Source organism: Lysinibacillus sp. 1 U-2021, assembly GCF_029916965.1.
Lineage (GTDB): Bacteria > Bacillota > Bacilli > Bacillales_A > Planococcaceae > Lysinibacillus > Lysinibacillus capsici.
This window is the reverse complement of sequence record NZ_CP123966.1, coordinates 2,310,519-2,329,046: the sequence shown is the minus strand read 5'-3', so window position 1 is coordinate 2,329,046 and position 18,528 is coordinate 2,310,519. Positions and strand designations below refer to the sequence as shown.

At 37.2% G+C, this 18,528-nt stretch carries 18 protein-coding genes and 1 riboswitch; of the genes, 13 read left to right on the top strand and 5 right to left on the bottom strand.

Annotated features, from left to right (window positions below):
• The first annotated feature begins 125 nt into the window (after positions 1-125).
• From ezrA to QH639_RS11765, 5 genes are all read left to right on the top strand, one after another.
• Positions 126-1,826: a septation ring formation regulator EzrA gene (ezrA, locus tag QH639_RS11785; RefSeq protein WP_131521328.1), complete on the top strand. Its 1,701-nt coding sequence runs from the start codon at positions 126-128 to the stop codon at positions 1,824-1,826.
• A gap of 90 nt (positions 1,827-1,916) precedes the next feature.
• A complete protein-coding gene (locus tag QH639_RS11780) occupies positions 1,917-2,384 on the top strand; it encodes a GNAT family N-acetyltransferase (protein WP_131521329.1) in 468 nt (155 codons plus the stop codon).
• Between the two features lie 105 nt (positions 2,385-2,489).
• The gene (locus tag QH639_RS11775; RefSeq protein ID WP_131521330.1) at positions 2,490-3,641 is read left to right on the top strand and encodes a cysteine desulfurase family protein; all 1,152 of its coding nucleotides are present in this window, start codon (positions 2,490-2,492) and stop codon (positions 3,639-3,641) included.
• Entirely contained in the window at positions 3,642-4,850 is a 1,209-nt protein-coding gene (thiI, locus tag QH639_RS11770; RefSeq protein WP_131521331.1) for a tRNA uracil 4-sulfurtransferase ThiI, read from the top strand.
• A 145-nt stretch (positions 4,851-4,995) separates the two neighbouring features.
• A complete protein-coding gene (locus tag QH639_RS11765) occupies positions 4,996-5,214 on the top strand; it encodes an alpha/beta-type small acid-soluble spore protein (protein ID WP_004226165.1) in 219 nt (72 codons plus the stop codon).
• A gap of 70 nt (positions 5,215-5,284) precedes the next feature.
• Here QH639_RS11765 and thiE read toward each other — a convergent pair whose 3' ends face one another.
• The 3 genes from thiE to thiM are packed head-to-tail and all read right to left on the bottom strand — an operon-like array spanning position 5,285 to position 7,498.
• Positions 5,285-5,929 (bottom strand): thiamine phosphate synthase, encoded by a 645-nt coding sequence (gene thiE, locus QH639_RS11760; protein ID WP_131521332.1) that lies wholly within the window; start codon positions 5,927-5,929, stop codon positions 5,285-5,287.
• Positions 5,919-6,743, bottom strand: a complete 825-nt coding sequence (thiD, locus tag QH639_RS11755) for a bifunctional hydroxymethylpyrimidine kinase/phosphomethylpyrimidine kinase (protein ID WP_131521333.1) — start codon at positions 6,741-6,743, stop codon at positions 5,919-5,921. The genes thiE and thiD overlap by 11 nt, the downstream gene beginning before the upstream one ends.
• Complete coding sequence (gene thiM / locus QH639_RS11750; protein ID WP_131521334.1) at positions 6,731-7,498, bottom strand: hydroxyethylthiazole kinase; 768 nt, start codon at positions 7,496-7,498, stop codon at positions 6,731-6,733. The genes thiD and thiM overlap by 13 nt, the downstream gene beginning before the upstream one ends.
• A gap of 83 nt (positions 7,499-7,581) precedes the next feature.
• Positions 7,582-7,679, bottom strand: a riboswitch (TPP riboswitch).
• A gap of 190 nt (positions 7,680-7,869) precedes the next feature.
• On the opposite strand from thiM, the gene mbcS reads away from it, so the two are divergent.
• From mbcS to QH639_RS11725, 5 genes are all read left to right on the top strand, one after another.
• Complete coding sequence (mbcS, locus tag QH639_RS11745) at positions 7,870-9,453, top strand: acyl-CoA synthetase MbcS (protein ID WP_131521335.1); 1,584 nt, start codon at positions 7,870-7,872, stop codon at positions 9,451-9,453.
• Between the two features lie 187 nt (positions 9,454-9,640).
• On the top strand, positions 9,641-10,654 hold the full coding sequence (gene sppA / locus QH639_RS11740; RefSeq protein ID WP_131521336.1) for a signal peptide peptidase SppA: 1,014 nt from the start codon (positions 9,641-9,643) through the stop codon (positions 10,652-10,654).
• An 11-nt stretch (positions 10,655-10,665) separates the two neighbouring features.
• On the top strand, positions 10,666-11,292 hold the full coding sequence (locus QH639_RS11735) for an RDD family protein (protein WP_131521337.1): 627 nt from the start codon (positions 10,666-10,668) through the stop codon (positions 11,290-11,292).
• 124 nt (positions 11,293-11,416) lie between these two features.
• Positions 11,417-11,920, top strand: coding sequence for a thiol peroxidase (gene tpx, locus QH639_RS11730; RefSeq protein ID WP_131521338.1), 504 nt, complete (start codon positions 11,417-11,419; stop codon positions 11,918-11,920).
• Between the two features lie 89 nt (positions 11,921-12,009).
• Positions 12,010-12,939 (top strand): class I SAM-dependent methyltransferase, encoded by a 930-nt coding sequence (locus QH639_RS11725; protein WP_281116079.1) that lies wholly within the window; start codon positions 12,010-12,012, stop codon positions 12,937-12,939.
• Between the two features lie 61 nt (positions 12,940-13,000).
• On the opposite strand, the gene QH639_RS11720 is transcribed toward QH639_RS11725, so the two are convergent.
• Positions 13,001-13,450 (bottom strand): universal stress protein, encoded by a 450-nt coding sequence (locus QH639_RS11720; protein ID WP_004226191.1) that lies wholly within the window; start codon positions 13,448-13,450, stop codon positions 13,001-13,003.
• Between the two features lie 421 nt (positions 13,451-13,871).
• On the opposite strand from QH639_RS11720, the gene ald reads away from it, so the two are divergent.
• Positions 13,872-14,987 (top strand): alanine dehydrogenase, encoded by a 1,116-nt coding sequence (ald, locus tag QH639_RS11715; protein ID WP_004226195.1) that lies wholly within the window; start codon positions 13,872-13,874, stop codon positions 14,985-14,987.
• 52 nt (positions 14,988-15,039) lie between these two features.
• Here the strand turns inward: ald and QH639_RS11710 are convergent, their stop codons facing one another.
• Entirely contained in the window at positions 15,040-16,128 is a 1,089-nt protein-coding gene (locus QH639_RS11710; RefSeq protein ID WP_131521340.1) for a M24 family metallopeptidase, read from the bottom strand.
• A gap of 233 nt (positions 16,129-16,361) precedes the next feature.
• On the opposite strand from QH639_RS11710, the gene QH639_RS11705 reads away from it, so the two are divergent.
• Together QH639_RS11705 and QH639_RS11700 are read left to right on the top strand one after the other, a co-directional pair.
• Positions 16,362-17,045 carry a metal-dependent hydrolase gene (locus tag QH639_RS11705; RefSeq protein WP_281116078.1) on the top strand — a complete coding sequence of 228 codons (684 nt, stop codon included), beginning with the start codon at positions 16,362-16,364 and terminating at the stop codon, positions 17,043-17,045.
• A gap of 152 nt (positions 17,046-17,197) precedes the next feature.
• Complete coding sequence (locus QH639_RS11700; RefSeq protein WP_004226205.1) at positions 17,198-18,505, top strand: DRTGG domain-containing protein; 1,308 nt, start codon at positions 17,198-17,200, stop codon at positions 18,503-18,505.
• Positions 18,506-18,528: the final 23 nt, after the last annotated feature.

The following is an 18,528-nucleotide window of genomic DNA, read 5'->3' as shown; positions in this document are numbered from 1 at the left end:
AATATTTCACAATAGCGAAAATACAGTTTTCTGAAAAACACTTAAATTTTAGTACAAAAGGCGAAAACATAGTATATAATAAATACAACTAGCCAATTCGTTTATTGTAGAATAGGAGGCTTACGATGGAGTATATCATCATTCCGATTATCCTACTATTAATTTTAGCCATAGTAGGATTTATGATGCGAAGAAAACATGTTGCAATTATTGCAAAACTAGAAAATGAAAAATTACAAATACAACATAATCCTATAAATGAAGAAATTTCAAAAGTAAAATCTTTAAACATGAACGGTGAAACGGAAGAAATGTTTGAACGATGGCGCAATACTTGGGATGAAGTCATCGACGTACATATGACTAAAATCGATTCTCTCCTATTTGATGCTGAGGATCAAATTAATCGACTTCGTTTTAAAAGGGCAACTTTAATAGAACGTGAAATTGAAGATTACATTGAGAAATGCGACCAAGATAAAAATAAAATTTTAGAAGAACTGAATGAATTAATTGGCAGCGAAGAAAAAAATCGAATTGAAATCGAACAATTAAAAGAATACTATCGCTCTGCAAGAAAGACATTGCTGGCTCATCAGCATTCATTCGGTGTAGCATTACCTGCATTAGAGAAGAAGCTAGAGACATTTGTTCAAAAATTTGAAGAGTTCGATGTCCTAACAAATGAAGGTAATTATTTGCAAGCGCGAGAAATTGTCATTAGCTTAAATCAAGAATCACAGCAGACATTCGAATATATTAATGATGTTCCAACCATCTTAACGGAAATTCAAGTAAAGCTACCAGGTGCGGTGCAGGAATTGCGTAATGGTCAGCGTGAAATGGAAGACCAATCTTACTATTTACAGCATTTAGAATTGACAGATGCACTGAATAAATATGAAAAAGAATTTGATGCATTAAAACTCGAACTTGCAGAGCTGAATTTAAAAGTTGTTAAACCTCGTGTCACAGAAATAAATGAAGAAATCGATCATTTTTATGATTTACTTGAAAAAGAGGTTATTGCTAAAAATTATGTAGATCAAAATTGTGACCGTTTATTAAGCTCTATTACCAATGTCATTTCTTCAACAAAATTAGTGAATGACGAGGCAACTTATGTACAGCAAAGTTATCATTTAAATGAAAAGGATGCCGAAATTCCAAAAGCCGCTTTAAAACAATTGGAAGCGCTGCAACGTCGCTATGATCTATTAGCTATGCGTGTCAGGGAAGAAAAATCGGCTTATTCTAGCTTACAGGAAGAGTTAATCGAAATTAGTGAAGAGCTTGAACGAATTCATGAAGAACAAGGTCATCTATCGAATACAATGAAGAAACTTCGAATAGACGAAAATAAAGCACGCGCTCAAGTCGAAAACTTAAAGAAAATATTACAGGATACTGACCGTTTATTGAACAAGGCAAATATTCCAGGAATTCCTGAGGAGATGGATGCACGACTCGATGAGGCAGCAGAGCACATCTATGTTGTCATGCAAAGCTTGCAAGAAGTACCACTTAATATGGGTACTGTTCATAATAATCTAAATGCAGCTACACTCTGTGTAGAGGATGTTAGAGTAAAGGCACATGAGTTAATCGAAAATGTGATGCTCATTGAGCGTATTATTCAATACGGTAATCGCCATCGCGCATCGAACCCAAAATTGAACGGACGTTTAAGAGAAGCAGAAGAGGCTTTCCATCAATTCCGTTATGCAAAGGCTTTAGAAGAAGCAGGTACAGCAGTGGAAGAAATGGAGCCGGGTGCCTTAAAGCGTATTCAAGAAATGGTTGCCGAAGATTTCATAGCAAAATAATTCAAAAAAATTTTTGAGCTGTCTAAAAAGTATAGCGATTACTTTTTAGACAGCTTTCTATTTATTGCTTAGATTAGGATGTGATTCAGTATGAAACTGTCGATCAAAAAAATGAATGAACATTTCGTAAGTGAAATTTTACAATGGCAATATGTAACACCTTACGATTTTTACAATAATGAATTATCGGGTGAAAATATACAAGAAATGCTTGATAATCCTTACTTTGCGATCTTTAATAATCATAGTGAATTAATTGGCTATTATTGTACAGGTAAAGCAGCCCAAGTGCCAAAAGGGAAAGGTGTTGGTGCGTATGAAGAATACTGTATAGATATTGGAATTGGGTTGAAGCCAAATCTAACGGGTCAAGGATTAGGAACGGCATTTTTTTCGTTTATTGTTCAAACAGTTCAGGAAGAACATCAGCTGCCATTACGTTTAACTGTTGCCCTATTTAATAAGAGAGCAATCCATCTTTATGAAAAATTTGGTTTTGTTAAAGCAATTGAATTTAGTACACCAACAGAGTTTGTCACGATGGTGAAAAAAATGTAGGATTCAATTAAAAATTAAATAATCGTTAAAGTTAGTGGTCAATCGCCAAAGATTGCGTTATGATAAATACCGTTAAATCAACGTTTTGAAAGTGTGTGAAAAGTTATGGTTAATACAATTTATTTAGATAATAGTGCAACAACTAAGCCTTTAAAAGAGGTTATGCAAGCATTTATGGTTGTGAATGAGCAGTATTATGCCAACCCTGCTTCCATCCATGCTATGGGTGTTGAAGCAAATGATTTATTAATACGTGCGCGTGAGCAAGTAGCAGATATTTTGCAGACAGAGGCAAAAAATGTGCTATTTACTTCAGGTGGTACAGAATCAAATAATGCAGCTATTTTTGGCATAGCACGTAGTAATACGCATATAGGAAAGCATATTTTAACGACTGAAATCGAACATCCATCAGTGTTAGAAACAATGAAACAACTTGAAAAAGAAGGCTATAATGTTGAATATCTTCATGTCGATCGAAATGGTGTGATTTCTCTAGATGAGCTTCGTACTAAAATACGAAAAGAAACAATTTTAGTTAGCATCATGCATGTGAATAATGAAATGGGTGCAATTCAGCCTATAAAGGAAGCAGCAAAAATGATTCATGAAATGAGTCGTGCTGTCTTTCATGTTGATGCTGTGCAAAGCTTTGGAAAATTAGCAATATCCTTTAAAGAAGAAGGACCTGACTGTATTTCTATCTCTGGCCATAAAATTCATGGCTTTAAAGGCTCAGGAGTGTTAGCATTCCGTAAACCCATAAGATGGCAGCCTTTTGCTCTTGGTGGAGGTCAGGAATTTGGTATGCGTAGTGGTACTGTAGCAGTTCCGCAAGCTGTTGCTTTAGCGAAAGCGGCTCGACTTGCTGTTGAAACCATGAATGAACGCACAAAAAAATACCGTCAATGGCATGATGAAATCCGAACTCAGCTAGAAAGTTATGGCGAAGCAGTCCATGTTTTATCAACCCCACAGGGAGCTGCGCATATTGTGTCATTTAGTGTTCGTGATTTAAAAGGGGAAGTCATTATTAATGCTATGCAAAAACGTGGTGTCATTGTGTCGACATCAAGTGCATGTTCTTCCAAGCAAACGAAAACAAGTCATGTCGTCGAGGCGCTTCACCTTGATGAGCATTATAAAAAAGGCGTGATTCGCCTTAGCTTTGGCGCACATAACACAATAGAAGATATAGAAAACTTTAAACAAGTACTAGCAGAAGTAATGTTGGAACTCAAAGGAGAAAATAAGTAAATGATTTGGAAAGAAATTTTAATTAGATATGGTGAGCTTTCTACAAAAGGTCGCAACAAAATGGATTTTATCCGCCGTTTACGTGAAAATATTCGTCATGCCTTTGCAGATTTAGGACAACTGCATATTCGCACAGAACGTGACCGTATGTTTATTGCCATAGAAGACGAAGCACAAATGCAAATGCTAATTACAGGTTTACCTAAAATTTTTGGTATTCAATCATTTAGTCCTGTCGCTGCATGCGAAAAAGATATGGACAGTATGAAAAAGCTCGCTATCACGATTATGGAGACATTTAAAGACGAGCCCCATACATTTAAAGTAGAGGTAAAACGTACTGATAAAACATTTCCTTTAGAATCTCATGCCATCCAACGTGAGATCGGTGGCTATGTTTTACCGCAATTTCAAAATTTATCTGTTAAAGTGAAGCAGCCTGATATTGAGCTACGTGTAGAAGTTCGCCATGATGCAACTTATATGATGGCACAAGTCTTACCTGGTGCAGGTGGAATGCCAGTAGGATCAAATGGCAAGTCTTTATTAATGCTATCTGGTGGTATTGATAGCCCTGTTGCTGGTTATTTAATGATGAAGCGTGGTGTGCGATTAGAGGCTATTCACTTCTTTAGTCCACCTTATACAAGCCAAAATTCATTGGAAAAGGTTAAAGTGCTTGCCAATGAATTAACAAAATTTGGTGCTAGTATTCGTTTGCATGTCATTCCTTTTACTGAAATACAAGTTCTTATTAAAGAAAAAGTACCTTCTAATGTATCGATGACGACAACTCGCCGAATGATGTTGAAGGTTGCTGATCAGGTGCGTGAGGAAATTGGTGCACTTGCTATTGTAACGGGTGAAAGTCTTGGACAAGTAGCGAGTCAAACGCTTGAAAGCTTAACAGCAATAAACGCAGTAACAAATACACCTATCCTTCGTCCACTGATTTCAACAGATAAATTAGAAATTATTGATATTGCGGAAAAAATCGGCACATACGAAACATCTATACAGCCATTTGAAGATTGCTGCACGATTTTTACACCAGCTAGTCCAAAAACAAAACCGAAGCTTGAAAAGGTTGAGCATTATGAAAGCTTCTCTGACTTTGATGAATTGATCGAGCGAGCAGTGAAGAATCGCGAGGTCTATATTTTCCCTAAGAAAGAGGAACAGCAAGATAAATTTGCAGATCTACTATAAGGATTTAAAAGCCGTCTCAAAGCCCATTTTGAGACGGCTTTTTTGTATGGATAGCGTTATTCCAATAGAGGTACAATTTACCTCTAAATTTTTTGTATTAAAAATCTAATATCGCACATTCTATATTCACAAGGAGGTGAGAAACATGGCTTCAAACAACAACCGTAGTTCAAACCAGCTTGCAGTACCTGGTGTACAACAAGCACTAGATCAAATGAAATACGAAATTGCACAAGAATTTGGTGTTCAATTAGGAGCTGAAGCTTCAGCTCGTGCCAACGGTTCCGTTGGTGGTGAAATCACTAAACGTCTTGTACAAATGGCAGAATCTCAATTAAAAGGTATGCCAAACAACAACCAATAAATGCTGATTAAGCATTTATAAACTTAAAACCAGTGACCGTAAAAGGCACTGGTTTTAGTTTGTTTATTGATCATTTATTTATACAAGATAGGGATTTAAATGTAGCTACTGTATAATCAACATTTTTGCTTTGACAAATAGCTGAAATAACCGCAACACCATCAACCCCCGTTTGAAATACAGAATGTGCATTTGCGAAATTTATTCCGCCAATTGCTACAATTGGTAATTCAGGATGCAGAGAATGAGCCTCCTGTAAAAAAGATGTGCCACATGGTGGTTGAGCATCGCTTTTAGAGGACGTTGGGAAGATTGGGCCGATGCCGACATAATCAGCTTGATGGTTCATAGCTATTTGCAATTCTTCCTCGCTATGGACAGATACACCAAGAATCATGTTCCCAATTCTTTTACGTGCTACACCTACAGGTAAATCATCTTGCCCGATATGAACACCATCAGCTCCGAGTCGTATCGCTAGATCAACATCGTCATTAATGATAAAGGGCACATTATAGTGATGACATAGTTGTTGACATTGGCGTGCAAACTGTTCATAGGCAAGTCCCGTTAATGCGTGAGGACCTTTTTCACGAAATTGAAACATTGTAATGCCTGCTTGCAAGGCTTTTTCGAGGATATAGATAGGTTCTTCTTGAGAAGGAACATTGCTCGTACCCATAATAAAATAAAGCTGCAAATCCTCACGTTTCATGAATAATCACCTCACAGGCTTCCTTATGCTGTTGATAAGCAAAATGATTAGTGGGTCCATGACCATTTCCAATCGATAAATTATACATAATAGCTAATTGAATAAATTTTTTAGCTTCTATAATGGCATTTTCCAGAGCAAATCCTTGTCCAAGAAAAGCAGTAAGTGCTGCGGAAAATGTACATCCAGTACCATGCGTATTTTTTGTTTGGATGCGAGGAGACTGCATCGAAAAAGAACGCCCATTTTTTAAAAATACGTAATCAATGGCATAAAGTGGATCTGCTAAATGACCACCTTTAATGATGACACATTGTACACCTAGCTGTAACAAGCTTTGAGCTACTTCTTTCATATCTTCAAAATGATGAATAGATCTCCCAGTAAGTGTCTCTGCCTCGGGTATATTGGGCGTAACAACCGTAGCAAGTGGTAATAAAGTTGAGCGTAAGGCATCGATAGCTTCTGGCTGTAATAGGCTTTCCCCACCTTTTGCAATCATCACTGGATCAACAATCAGTGGAATGTTTAGCTCCCTGATCTTGTGTGCAATTGCTGTGATAATTTCTGAGGAATAAAGCATTCCTGTTTTAATCGCAGCGATTGGAAAATCTTCTACTAAGGCTTCTAATTGTTTTTTTATAAAGGAAACGTCAATCGGGCAAACACCTGTTACACCCAAAGTATTTTGAGCAGTTAGAGCAGTAATAACAGAAGTACCAAACACTTCTAATTCCTGAAATGTTTTTAAATCAGCCTGTATACCCGCGCCACCACCACTATCTGAGCCAGCGATTGTTGTTACAATATGCATGAAGCTGCACCATCCTTTGATAAGCGATGTATAGCATTGAGTAAGGCTATTTGAAAATCACCAATGTCTGCAGTAAATGCGGATGCCAGTACACCTGCTTTTTTATAGTAAGTAAGTGTTTCTGTTAATTGTTGGTAAGGATTATGGCTTACACTATAGGCTGCGCCACAAATTGCGCTAAGTAAACAACCTGTACCCGTTACTTCCGTCATTTGTGGATGACCACCAGCAATCCATTGGCTATGCTTGCCATCAGTTATAAAATCGTGTTCTCCTGTGACAATAACAATGCATTGATAGCGTTGAGCCAATGATGTGGCTTCTAATTCCATAGCGATAGTGCCATGACCACTATCGACACCTTTTTGTTGCCAATTTACACCAGCTATTGCTGCTAGCTCGCCGAGATTACAGCGAATCACCGCAAATTGTATGTTTTCCAGTAAGTATCTTACGGTTTCCTTACGATAAGTTGTGGCTCCAACTCCGACAGGATCTAAAATAACAGGAATACCAAGTTTATTGGCTTTTTCGCCTGCTAATAACATGGCACTTTTTGTGCGATCATTAAGTGTTCCAATATTAATTAATAATGCTTGAGCAATGGCCACCATCTCCTCTACCTCTTGGCAGTCATCGGCCATTACTGGTGAAGCACCTATCGCCAATAAACCATTTGCTTGAAAATTTGCCACTACATAATTGGTAATACAATGGATAAGTGGTTGCTGTTGACGAATTGTTTGAAAAATCATTGTAGTCCTCCTTTAGGGATGGACGTAAGCATGCAAAAAAGGCTCTTTTTGTGTAAAAATGCACGAAAAGAGCCTTTCATCTGAAAACGATGTTTATTGCTCCCTACGTCAGTATTAACTAACAGGTTCAAAGGGTCAGGTTTTACCTTCTCAACTCTTACGAGTCCCCCTGCAATCTTGCTTTTAGTTGACCAAAATGTACCATACTTTTCAGTTGTATTCAATAGCAAGTTTTCCTATAGATAAAATGTGACCGATGCCATATAGGAGAGTATGATAGTTGTCATGACTTTACCGAAATTAAGCACAAACCATTGAAAATGCTGAAAAAAGAGTCTTATAATGTGTCATAACAAAAGGGGGCAATTGCCATGAAAAGACAAGATTTAGTTGCACCAGAATGGTATAACATAGTAGAGGAAATTGAAAAATATGCTCAGGATGCAACCAAAAATGCTTTAATTATTTATGAGGAAAACCAAGACATCCAATGTATTACATATGCACATTTATTGGAAAAAGCGAATCAAGCAGCACATGTATTCACTAAGCAAGGTTTAAAGAAAGGTGATGTCATTTTAGTGATGGTACCACGTTCAGTGGAAGCATATATAGTGTATATTGCTGCATTGAAAGCGGGTTTAACGATTATTCCAAGTTCTGAGATGTTAAGAACAAAGGATATTGAGTATCGAATTCATCATGCAAATGCTAAAGCAGTTATTGCATTCGAACCCTATATTGAACAGTTCGATAAAGTTGGAAATTTACAAGACATACTGCAATTTGTCATAGGGAATGCACATGAACCTTGGCAGAACATACTTGAAAAAATGAATAATCAACCTACAACCTACATAAATCCTATCCCAACAAAAAGTACAGACCATGCATTTTTAGCCTATACAAGCGGAACAACAGGAAATCCAAAAGCAGCAGTGCATACGCATAGTTGGGGCTATGCTCATTTACGAACAACAGCACCACATTGGTTGGGGGTACAAGAAAATGATATTGTTTGGGCGACTGCAGCACCAGGATGGCAAAAATGGATATGGAGTCCGTTTCTAGCTACTTTAGGTAGTGGTGCTACTGCATTTGTCTACAAAGGTAAATTTGAAGCAGCTTGTTATTTAGCATTGCTTGAGCGATTCAAAATCAATGTATTATGCTGTACACCAACTGAATATCGTTTTATGGCAGCGCTTGAAGATTTATATGAATATGATTTAAGTGCGATTCGCCAAGCTGTATCAGCTGGTGAGCCATTAAATAGTGAGGTCATTAGAGTATTCTTGGAAACATTCAAATTACAAGTGCGAGATGGCTATGGACAAACAGAAAATACATTATTGGTAGGCACAATGGTAGGAATGGACGCAAGAGTTGGGTCGATGGGAAAACCTACTCCTGGCAACACTGTTGAAATTATTAATGATTTGGGCAAACCCGTTGCAATCGGAGAAGTTGGTGATATTGCTGTTCATCGTGAAACACCAGCCCTCTTTAAAAAATATTTAAATGATCCTGAACGTACAAATTTACAATTTCGTGGGGATTGGTATATTACAGGAGATCGTGCCTATAAAGATGAAGATGGCTACTTTTGGTTTGACGGACGAGGAGACGATGTTATTATTTCCTCAGGCTATACAATTGGCCCTTTTGAAGTAGAGGATGCTTTAATGAAGCATCCAGCTGTAAAAGAGGCTGCTGTTATAGCGAGCCCTGATAAAGTAAGAGGAAATATTGTCAAGGCATTTATTGTTCTGCGCGATGGTGAAAAAGGTGATGGAGCGCTTATTCAAACACTCCAAAGTCATGTTAAATCATTGACTGCTCCTTATAAATATCCACGTGCTATTGAATTTGTAGAGGAACTACCAAAAACATCTTCTGGGAAAATTAGACGTGTCGAATTACGACAACAAGAAATTAAACACCTCCAATTCTAATTCATTTCCTAGGAAATAATGTCGAAAATCAAAGTTCATCAAAGGTATGGACTTTGATTTTTTTATTTTTTTTAGGTAAGGTAATATGAGGAAATACATAGCTTAAAGCTTTTTGTGTTTAATTATTGCAAAAAAATGAAACAAATTGGCAAGTCATACGTATTACGTGTTGAGGAGGCGGAAAGACATGAATGTAAAAAGGTGGGTTGCTTTAGTAGTGGCAGGTGTTCTCTTACTATTTTCGTTAGGAATTAATACCATTTTTGCGCTATTTAAAGCAGATTTCCTAGGTAATTTTGATAGCTTAATGGCAGGTAATAGCTTAGATGTATATGAAAATGTCATTGAAGGGGAAAATTTTGATAAGCGAATTGCTTATTTAAAGGTAGATGGAACGATTCAAGATATCGGCTCAAGTACATTGTGGCAACCAGTTGCCTATGATCATCAATTTTTCTTAGAACAATTGGATAATATTTTATATGATGAGTCCATACAGGGTGTTGTCTTAAGCGTTAATTCACCAGGTGGTGGTGTAAAGGAATCTGCAGATATCTATAAAAAGCTACTAAAAATCAAAGAAGAACGACAAATACCAATTTATGTATCGATGGATTCTATGGCAGCTTCAGGTGGTTATTATATTTCGGCACCAGCAGATAAAATATTTGCCCATCGTGATACAATAACAGGTTCTATTGGTGTCATCATGCAATCTATTAACTATCAAGAGCTGGCTGAAAAAGTAGGGGTCAAATTTGAGACGTTTAAATCAGGAGAGCATAAAGATATGCTAAGTCCAATGCGTGAAGTGACAGAAGAGGAACGTGCAATGATGCAAGATATGATTAATGAAACGTACGAAGAATTTGTAGATATTGTAGAGCAGGGACGTAATATGTCTGAAGCAGAAGTGAAGAAGGTTGCAGATGGTCGTATTCTTGGCGGTACAAAAGCGCTTGAAGCAGGGTTAATTGATGAAATTGGTGATGAAGAAGCGGCCATTGCAGCTCTTCGTGAGGATTATGGACTTGAAGATGCGGCTTTATTTGAGTATTCATACGATATGGGTGGCTGGCAATCATACGTAGGTATGAAAATTGGCTCCATGTTCGGTCCCTCTGCCGAGGAAAAAATGCTAATGAAAATCATGACGGACTATAGCGCACCGAAAATGATGTATCTATATGGGGAATACTAGGAGGGAGCACAATGACAAACAATGAAATTGTTATGCAAGGTTCACCCTCATTGGAAAATGGCTTCTATATAAACACTTCAGGAGAATCAGCAAATGAAAAAAACTATGCATTAAAAACTGCTGGTTTTTGGGTACGATTTTGGGCATTTTTATTAGATGGATTCATTATTTCTGCTGTAGGAGGAATACTCGTCAATCCTATCTTTTATTTAATGGATTGGTCCTTATCTGATTCTGTTTGGTATGCGCCGATTTCTATTATTACAGCAATTTTCTACTATAGTTATTTTGTGCTGATGACAAAGTTCTTTGGACAAACGCTAGGGAAAATGGTGTTTGGATTACGTGTCATTTCATTAAAGCACGATCAGTTAACTTGGTCAGATGTGTTATTCCGTGATTGGATTGGTCGTATCATCAATAATATTTTTATGCCACTGTATATTTTGGTAGTGATTTTGCCAGAAAATCAAGGCTTACATGATTATTTTGCCGATACAACAGTGGTGCACGAAAAAATCTTTATTGAAAAGGCTTTAACACCGACTACATTACCAAAACAAGAAGAACATGTAGAAATTACGGTGCAAGAAGAAAAAATAGACCTCGCCAAGCTAGAGGAAAAAAATGAACAATAAACATAAGACTGTCTCAAATTAGGAGACAGTCTTATCTATTTCTAAGTATGTAAGCTATCATAGTTGCAATTAATTCCCTTCATTTAGTAATATTATGTACATATGATGATTAGGAGGCGTTTAGATGGCACAAGTAACATTTAAAAATGGTCCAGTGACACTAGTAGGAAATGAAGTAAAGGTGGGCGATCAGGCTCCAGATTTTACGGTATTAGCGAATGACCTATCACCTGTAACATTAAATGATTCAGAAGGAAAAGTTCGTTTATTTAGTGTTGTACCATCATTAGATACTGGTGTATGTGATGCGCAAACACGTCGATTCAATGAGGAAGCAGCGAACTTAGGTGATAATGTAGTCATTTATACAGTATCTGTGGATCTTCCATTCGCTCAAAAGCGTTGGTGTGGTGCAGCAGGTATAGATGCAGTCCAAACTGTATCAGATCACCGCGACCTTTCATTTGGTGAGGCATATGGCGTATACATTCAAGAATTACGTCTTCTGACACGTGCAGTATTCGTTGTGGATGCAAACAATAAAGTAACATATGTTGAATATGTACCTGAAGCTACAGATCATCCAAACTATGAAGCGGCCATTGCAGCTGTCAAAGCACTAGCATAATAAGCTGCTTTTAGGCTAAGATAATACTAGACAAAGGGGCTGTGACAAGTGTTTGTCACGGCTCTTTTCTGCGTGAAAGGAAGTTAGATATGGAAAATATCGAAAAGTTATTTGGTTTGCTAAATGCGCATGCCGAAAAAATCGAAAAAGAACACAATATAACGTTACTAGAAGGATTATTAGATGGGTTAGAGGCATGGCTTGATGGCGAAGTTGATTTTTCTCAAAAAGATGCAACAAAAGAGGATATTCGTAAAGCTATTCAAATTGCTATTTTAAAAGGGATGCGCAAAGGCTCACAGCCGAATCATCAAATGACTCCTGATACGTTAGGGCTATTAGTGGGCTACTTTGTGGAGCAGATTTTTGCAGAGCGTCTTGAAAATGAAAAGATCTCGATCATGGACCCAGCAGTAGGCACGGGCAATTTATTACTGACGGTTATGAATTTATTAGATGGAAAAGTGGAAGCAACAGGTGTAGAGGTGGATGAGCTACTTATTCGCCTTGCTGCTGCAACTGCTGACTTAACAGAACAACCTATTTCTTTATACCGTCAAGATGCCTTAGAAGATTTATTGGTCAATCCGGTTGATGCCGTTGTTTGTGATTTACCTGTAGGTTATTATCCAAATGAAGAAGTGGCGCTCGATTATGAATTATGTCCAGCGGAGGGGATGAGTTATGCCCATCATTTATTCATCGAGCAATCAATGAATTATACAAAGGATGGCGGCTATTTATTTTTCCTTGCACCCTCTCATCTGTTTGAGTCAGAGCAGTCTAAGCAATTACACAAATACATTCAAAAACATGCGTGGATTCAAGCGATTATTCAATTACCTGATTCTATGTTTGCGAATAAATCATTAGAGAAGAGCATTGTGATTTTACAAAAACAATCGAAGGAATTGAAAGCACCTAAAGAAGTACTATTAGCTAAAGTACCAAATATGCAGAATAAACAGGCACTTGCGCTATTCTTTGAAAAAGTGAAGATGTGGAAAGAGGGCAAGTAATTGCTCTTGAGTGCAAGTAAAAAGGTATCCTATATAAGGATACCTTTTTATGTATTACAAATTAGTTTTCAGGCGTACGGATAACTAGTACGTCACATTTAGCTGAACGTACAATTGCCTCAGATACAGAACCGATTAGGAAGCGTTCTACTGCATTTAGACCAGTTGCACCACAAATGATTAAATCTGCGTCTACGATGTTAGAAAGCTCTTTTGTTATGATATTTTTTGGAGAGCCATACTCGATGATAAGATTAACATTCGTTAAACCTTCATCTTCAGCTTGCTTTTTGTAACCATTTAATAGTTCTTCAGAAAATGCTTGAGCACGCTCTGCAATGGAACGGTCATATGCTTCGATAGCAGCAAATGAACGAGTATCGATTACATTTACTAGATTTAACACTGCACCTTCGTTTCGTTTTGCAACATCAATTGATTTACGAAACGCGTATTCAGCTTCTTTTGAACCGTCTACTGCAACAACAATGCTTTTATAATGATTAGCCATTTGAAAAACCTCCCTGATTTGTATATGTTGATTATACCAAATGATTTTCTAAAGGAAATACTTTCCGCAAGAAAAATTATGAAAATGTGAAGGCATTTCATGTAGAAATGTTCATTAATTATAAATATCTAATTCCCACTATTTGCAGTGTGTAAACGTTTTTTGATTGATTTCAACTACACATGAATCAGGTCCATTAACGGTTACTTAGACTCCTTTTTAGTTTTTAAATATAGTAATTTATAATGATATACAACGTTTGAATATTTGTTAATTTGGAAATCTTATAAATTTTATCTGTATTTGCATTAGTTAAAGCTTTTTTTGCAATTGTTTGGTAATATGGAAGTGCAAGGGGTGCATCAAGTTTAGTTACATAAATGATGCTTATTTCTTACGTTATGGAAGGGGATAGGAAACAATGAAGATTGGTATTCCAAAGGAAATTAAAAACAATGAAAACCGAGTAGCAATGACACCAGCAGGAGTTGTCACTTTAACACATGCAGGACATGAAGTGTACATTGAAACAGGAGCGGGGCTAGGTTCAAGCTTTACGGATGCTGATTACATTGCAGCAGGTGCTCATATTGTTCAAACAGCTAAAGAAGCTTGGTCACAAGAAATGATTATGAAGGTAAAAGAACCTGTAGCTTCTGAGTATGATTACTTCTACGAAGGTCAAATTTTATTCACTTATTTACATTTAGCGCCAGAGGTTGAATTAACTCAGGCACTTTTAAATAAAAAAGTTGTAGGAATTGCCTACGAAACAGTACAATTAGCAAATGGTTCATTACCTTTGTTAACACCAATGAGTGAAGTTGCTGGTAAAATGGCTACACAAATTGGAGCACAGTTCTTAGAGAGAAACCATGCTGGTAAAGGTATTTTACTAGGTGGTGTATCAGGTGTACAACGTGGAAAAGTGACAGTAATTGGCGGTGGTATTGCAGGTACAAATGCTGCAAAAATTGCTGTTGGTATGGGTGCTGATGTGACAGTTATCGATTTAAGCCCAGAACGTTTACGTCAATTAGAAGATATGTTTGGACGTGATGTTCAAACATTAATGTCTAATCCATATAATATTGCAGAATCAGTGAAAGATTCAGATTTAGTTATTGGTGCGGTATTAATCCCAGGCGCAAAAGCACCGAAACTTGTATCGGAAGAAATGATTCAGTCAATGCAAGCCGGCTCTGTTGTAGTCGATATCGCAATTGACCAAGGTGGTATCTTTGCAACATCTGACCGTGTGACAACACATGATGATCCAACCTATGTGAAGCATGGCGTTGTACACTATGCAGTTGCAAATATGCCTGGTGCGGTACCACGTACTTCTACAATTGCTTTAACAAATAATACAATTCCATATGCACTTCAAATTGCCAACAAAGGCTACAAACAAGCTTGCCTTGATAATGCAGCACTGAAAAAAGGTGTGAATACATTAGATGGACAACTTGTTTATAAAGCAGTGGCAGATTCGCAAGGACTACCATTTGTCAATGTGGATGAATTAATTCAATAAACTTTGCTAGACAGAGAAAAAGGAAGCACACTAGTTGCTTCCTTTTTTTGCATTATAGAATGATTAAATCTTTCGGGAATTTTGTTAATACTTCAACGCCATCTTTTGTAACGACAACATCATCCTCAATACGTACGCCTGTTACATCTGATTTATAAATGCCAGGCTCAATCGTAAAGACCATACCTTCTTCCATCGTCATCTCATTGGCACCTGTAACAGATGGAAATTCATGCACAGAAATACCAAGACCATGTCCAAGGCGGTGGGTGAAATATTCACCATAACCAGCCTCTGTAATTGTATCACGCGCAATTTTGTCTAAGTCCATCGCACGAACACCTGGTTTTACTGCTGCGACAGCATTTGTATTGGCAGCTAAAACAGTTTGATAAATTTCCTTTTGTGCTTCACTAGGCTCCCCAAAAGCTACAGTACGTGTAATATCTGAGCAATAGCCATCGTAAATAACGCCAAGGTCAAATAGTACCATATCACCTTTTTCAATTTTACGTGCACCTGGCTTCCCATGAGGAGAGGCAGTTTTTGGACCACTCAATACCATTGTTTCAAAAGACATTTTACAGCCTTTATCTTGAATGGCACTTTCGATTGCTGTTAGGATTTCCATTTCTGTTTTACCTTCAGCAATTTCCTTGCAACCGATTTCAATTGCATAATCGGCCAATTCAGCAGCTTTACGTAATTTTTCTAATTCACTTTTATCTTTGATTACGCGCATCGCATTAATTTTTTCGTCAAGACGCACAAAGCTAGCTTGAGGGAAAGATTGCTGTAAAGCTTCCAAGCGCTCAACAATGAGTTGTGCTTTTTCGATAGCAAATGTAGCTGGGGTGATTTGGCGTGCTACAATCGCTTGAGCAAGAACTTCCATCGAATTTTCTGTATCTTGATGACCAATTACCTCATAAGACCAACCAGCAGCCTTTGCATCTGGAATCTCCATTTGTGGACAAATTAGAAAAGGCTCCGCATCTTTAAAAATCATGACTCCTAGTAATCTTTCATGTGGATTACTTTTAAAGCCTGAAACGTAAAAAACATTGTCAGGTGTTGTTACGAATGCTGCATCGATATGATTTTGCTGCAAGTAACGTTGGATTTCTTCAACCTTTGACATCAATATGTCCTCCTTTTATTGCATGGGAAATTTTACGTAAGAAAGCTTCGACTGTTGAAAAAAGTAGCGAGGTTTCTTATCGAGTACTGAATAATTATGCTCTAACAGGGTATAAGGCTGTTAGAGAATACTACCATTATTCTCTGTACAAGCATATCAAAAAAAGGGAAAAAGCGCATGGGTAGCGAATTAAAATGTTGAACTGTACTTTGTTAATCGAGGAGGATGTTAAGATGAAAATAAGTTATCATGGACATTCAGTTGTCAAAATTCAAACAAATGGAAAAACGATATTAATTGACCCTTTTATTAATGGCAATGGGCAAACAGACTTAAAAGTGGCTGATGAAGCGCCAGATATTATTATACTTACACATGGCCATAATGATCATGTTGGAGATACAGTAGAATTAGCGAAGAAAAAAGATGCGCTAGTCATTGCGCCAAATGAGCTGGCTAATTGGATTTCTTGGCAAGGTGTAAAAACACACCCGATGCATATAGGTGGTGCAAAGGAATTTGACTTTGGTAAAGTAAAGTTTACACAAGCCTTTCATGGCTCTTCTTATGTAACAGAAAATAACGAAATAATTTATATGGGCATGCCTGCTGGACTATTATTATTTATTGAAGGATTAACAATTTATCATGCGGGCGATACAGCTCTTTTTGGTGATATGAAACTAATTGGTGAACGACATCCAATTGATATTGCATTCTTACCAATTGGTGATAATTTTACAATGGGGCCAGAGGATGCAGCGTGTGCAGTTTCGTTTTTAAAGCCGAAAATTGTCGTACCGATTCATTACAATACATTCCCACCAATCGAGCAAGATCCACAAATTTTTGCAGATTTAGTACAAAATACAGAAGTTCAAATTTTGAAAGCTGGCGAAAAAGTAAACTGTTTCTAATCGTTGGTAATGCTGTACTATATGAATTGACACCACGCTGGTAGTTGAAATGATGGGGAAAGTTAAACAATTTCATCACTTTATATTAAATATTTTCATAAAAAATATGGTACACTAAGAGCAGAATTGAAGCTTAGGAAATAGGTGATATTTTGTCTACAAAACATGAGAAAATTTTACAATACATCGAATCACTACCCGTGGGCGATAAAATTTCAGTACGGCAAATAGCAAAGGAAATGCAAGTGAGTGAAGGAACAGCTTACCGTGCAATTAAGGAAGCTGAAAATCGTCGCTTAGTAAGTTCTATTGAACGTGTTGGAACAATTCGTATTGAGAAAAAAAAGAAAGAAAATATTGAGCGCTTAACTTTTGCAGAAATTGTTAATATTGTAGATGGCCAAGTTTTAGGTGGTAAATCAGGTCTACATAAAACACTAACAAAATTTGTTATTGGGGCTATGCAATTAGAGGACATGATGCGTTACACTGATGCAGGTAGCTTATTAATTGTTGGTAACCGTATTAAAGCACATGAGAATGCCCTTCGAGCGGGGGCAGCTGTTTTAATCACCGGCGGTTTTGATACTACGGAAGATAATAAGTTGCTTGCAGATTCATTAGATTTACCAATTATTTCAACAAGCTACGATACGTTTACAGTAGCAACAATGATTAACCGGGCAATCTATGACCAATTGATTAAAAAAGATATTCTTTTTATCGAAGACATTTATGTACCGATGACTGACACTGCAGCATTAAAAAATGATGAAACAATTCATCATTTCCAGAAGCTGAATGAACGTACAACCCATGGTGCATTTCCTGTAGTTACCCACCAAAATAAATTGGTCGGTATGATTACCGTAAAAGACGTCATTGGTCGTGAAGAAAACGAGCTTATTGAAAAAGTAATGACGAAAAACCCAATTGCTGGCTCCATGAAAATGAGTGTCGCTTCGGCAGGGCATCGAATGATTTGGGAGGGGATTGATCTCTTACCAATTGTAGATGACGACAATATTTTACAGGGTGTTATTAGCCGTCAAGATGTACTGAAGGCGTTGCAATTAGCACAAAGACAGCCACAGCATGGTGAAACGATTGATGATTTAGTGAAAAATGAAATGAAGGTATTAGGTGATGAAGAACTCATCGTTGAATTTAAAGTCACACCACAAATGACTAATCAATATGGAGCAATTTCATACGGTGCTTTTACAACTTTACTAGCTGAGGTCGGTTCATTCGCATTAAAACGACGTAAACGTGGAGATGCAGTGGCAGAGAATATGACTATTTACTTTATTAAACCAGTCCAAATGGAAAGTACGCTAACTGTTAAGCCTCGGATTTTAGATATGAGTCGTAAGTTTGTGAAGATGGATTTTGAAGTGTATAATCAACAAATGCTTGTTGGTAAGGCAATGATGATGTTCCAACTATTAGAACGTTAAGTATTGAAAAGGGATGGCCTAGC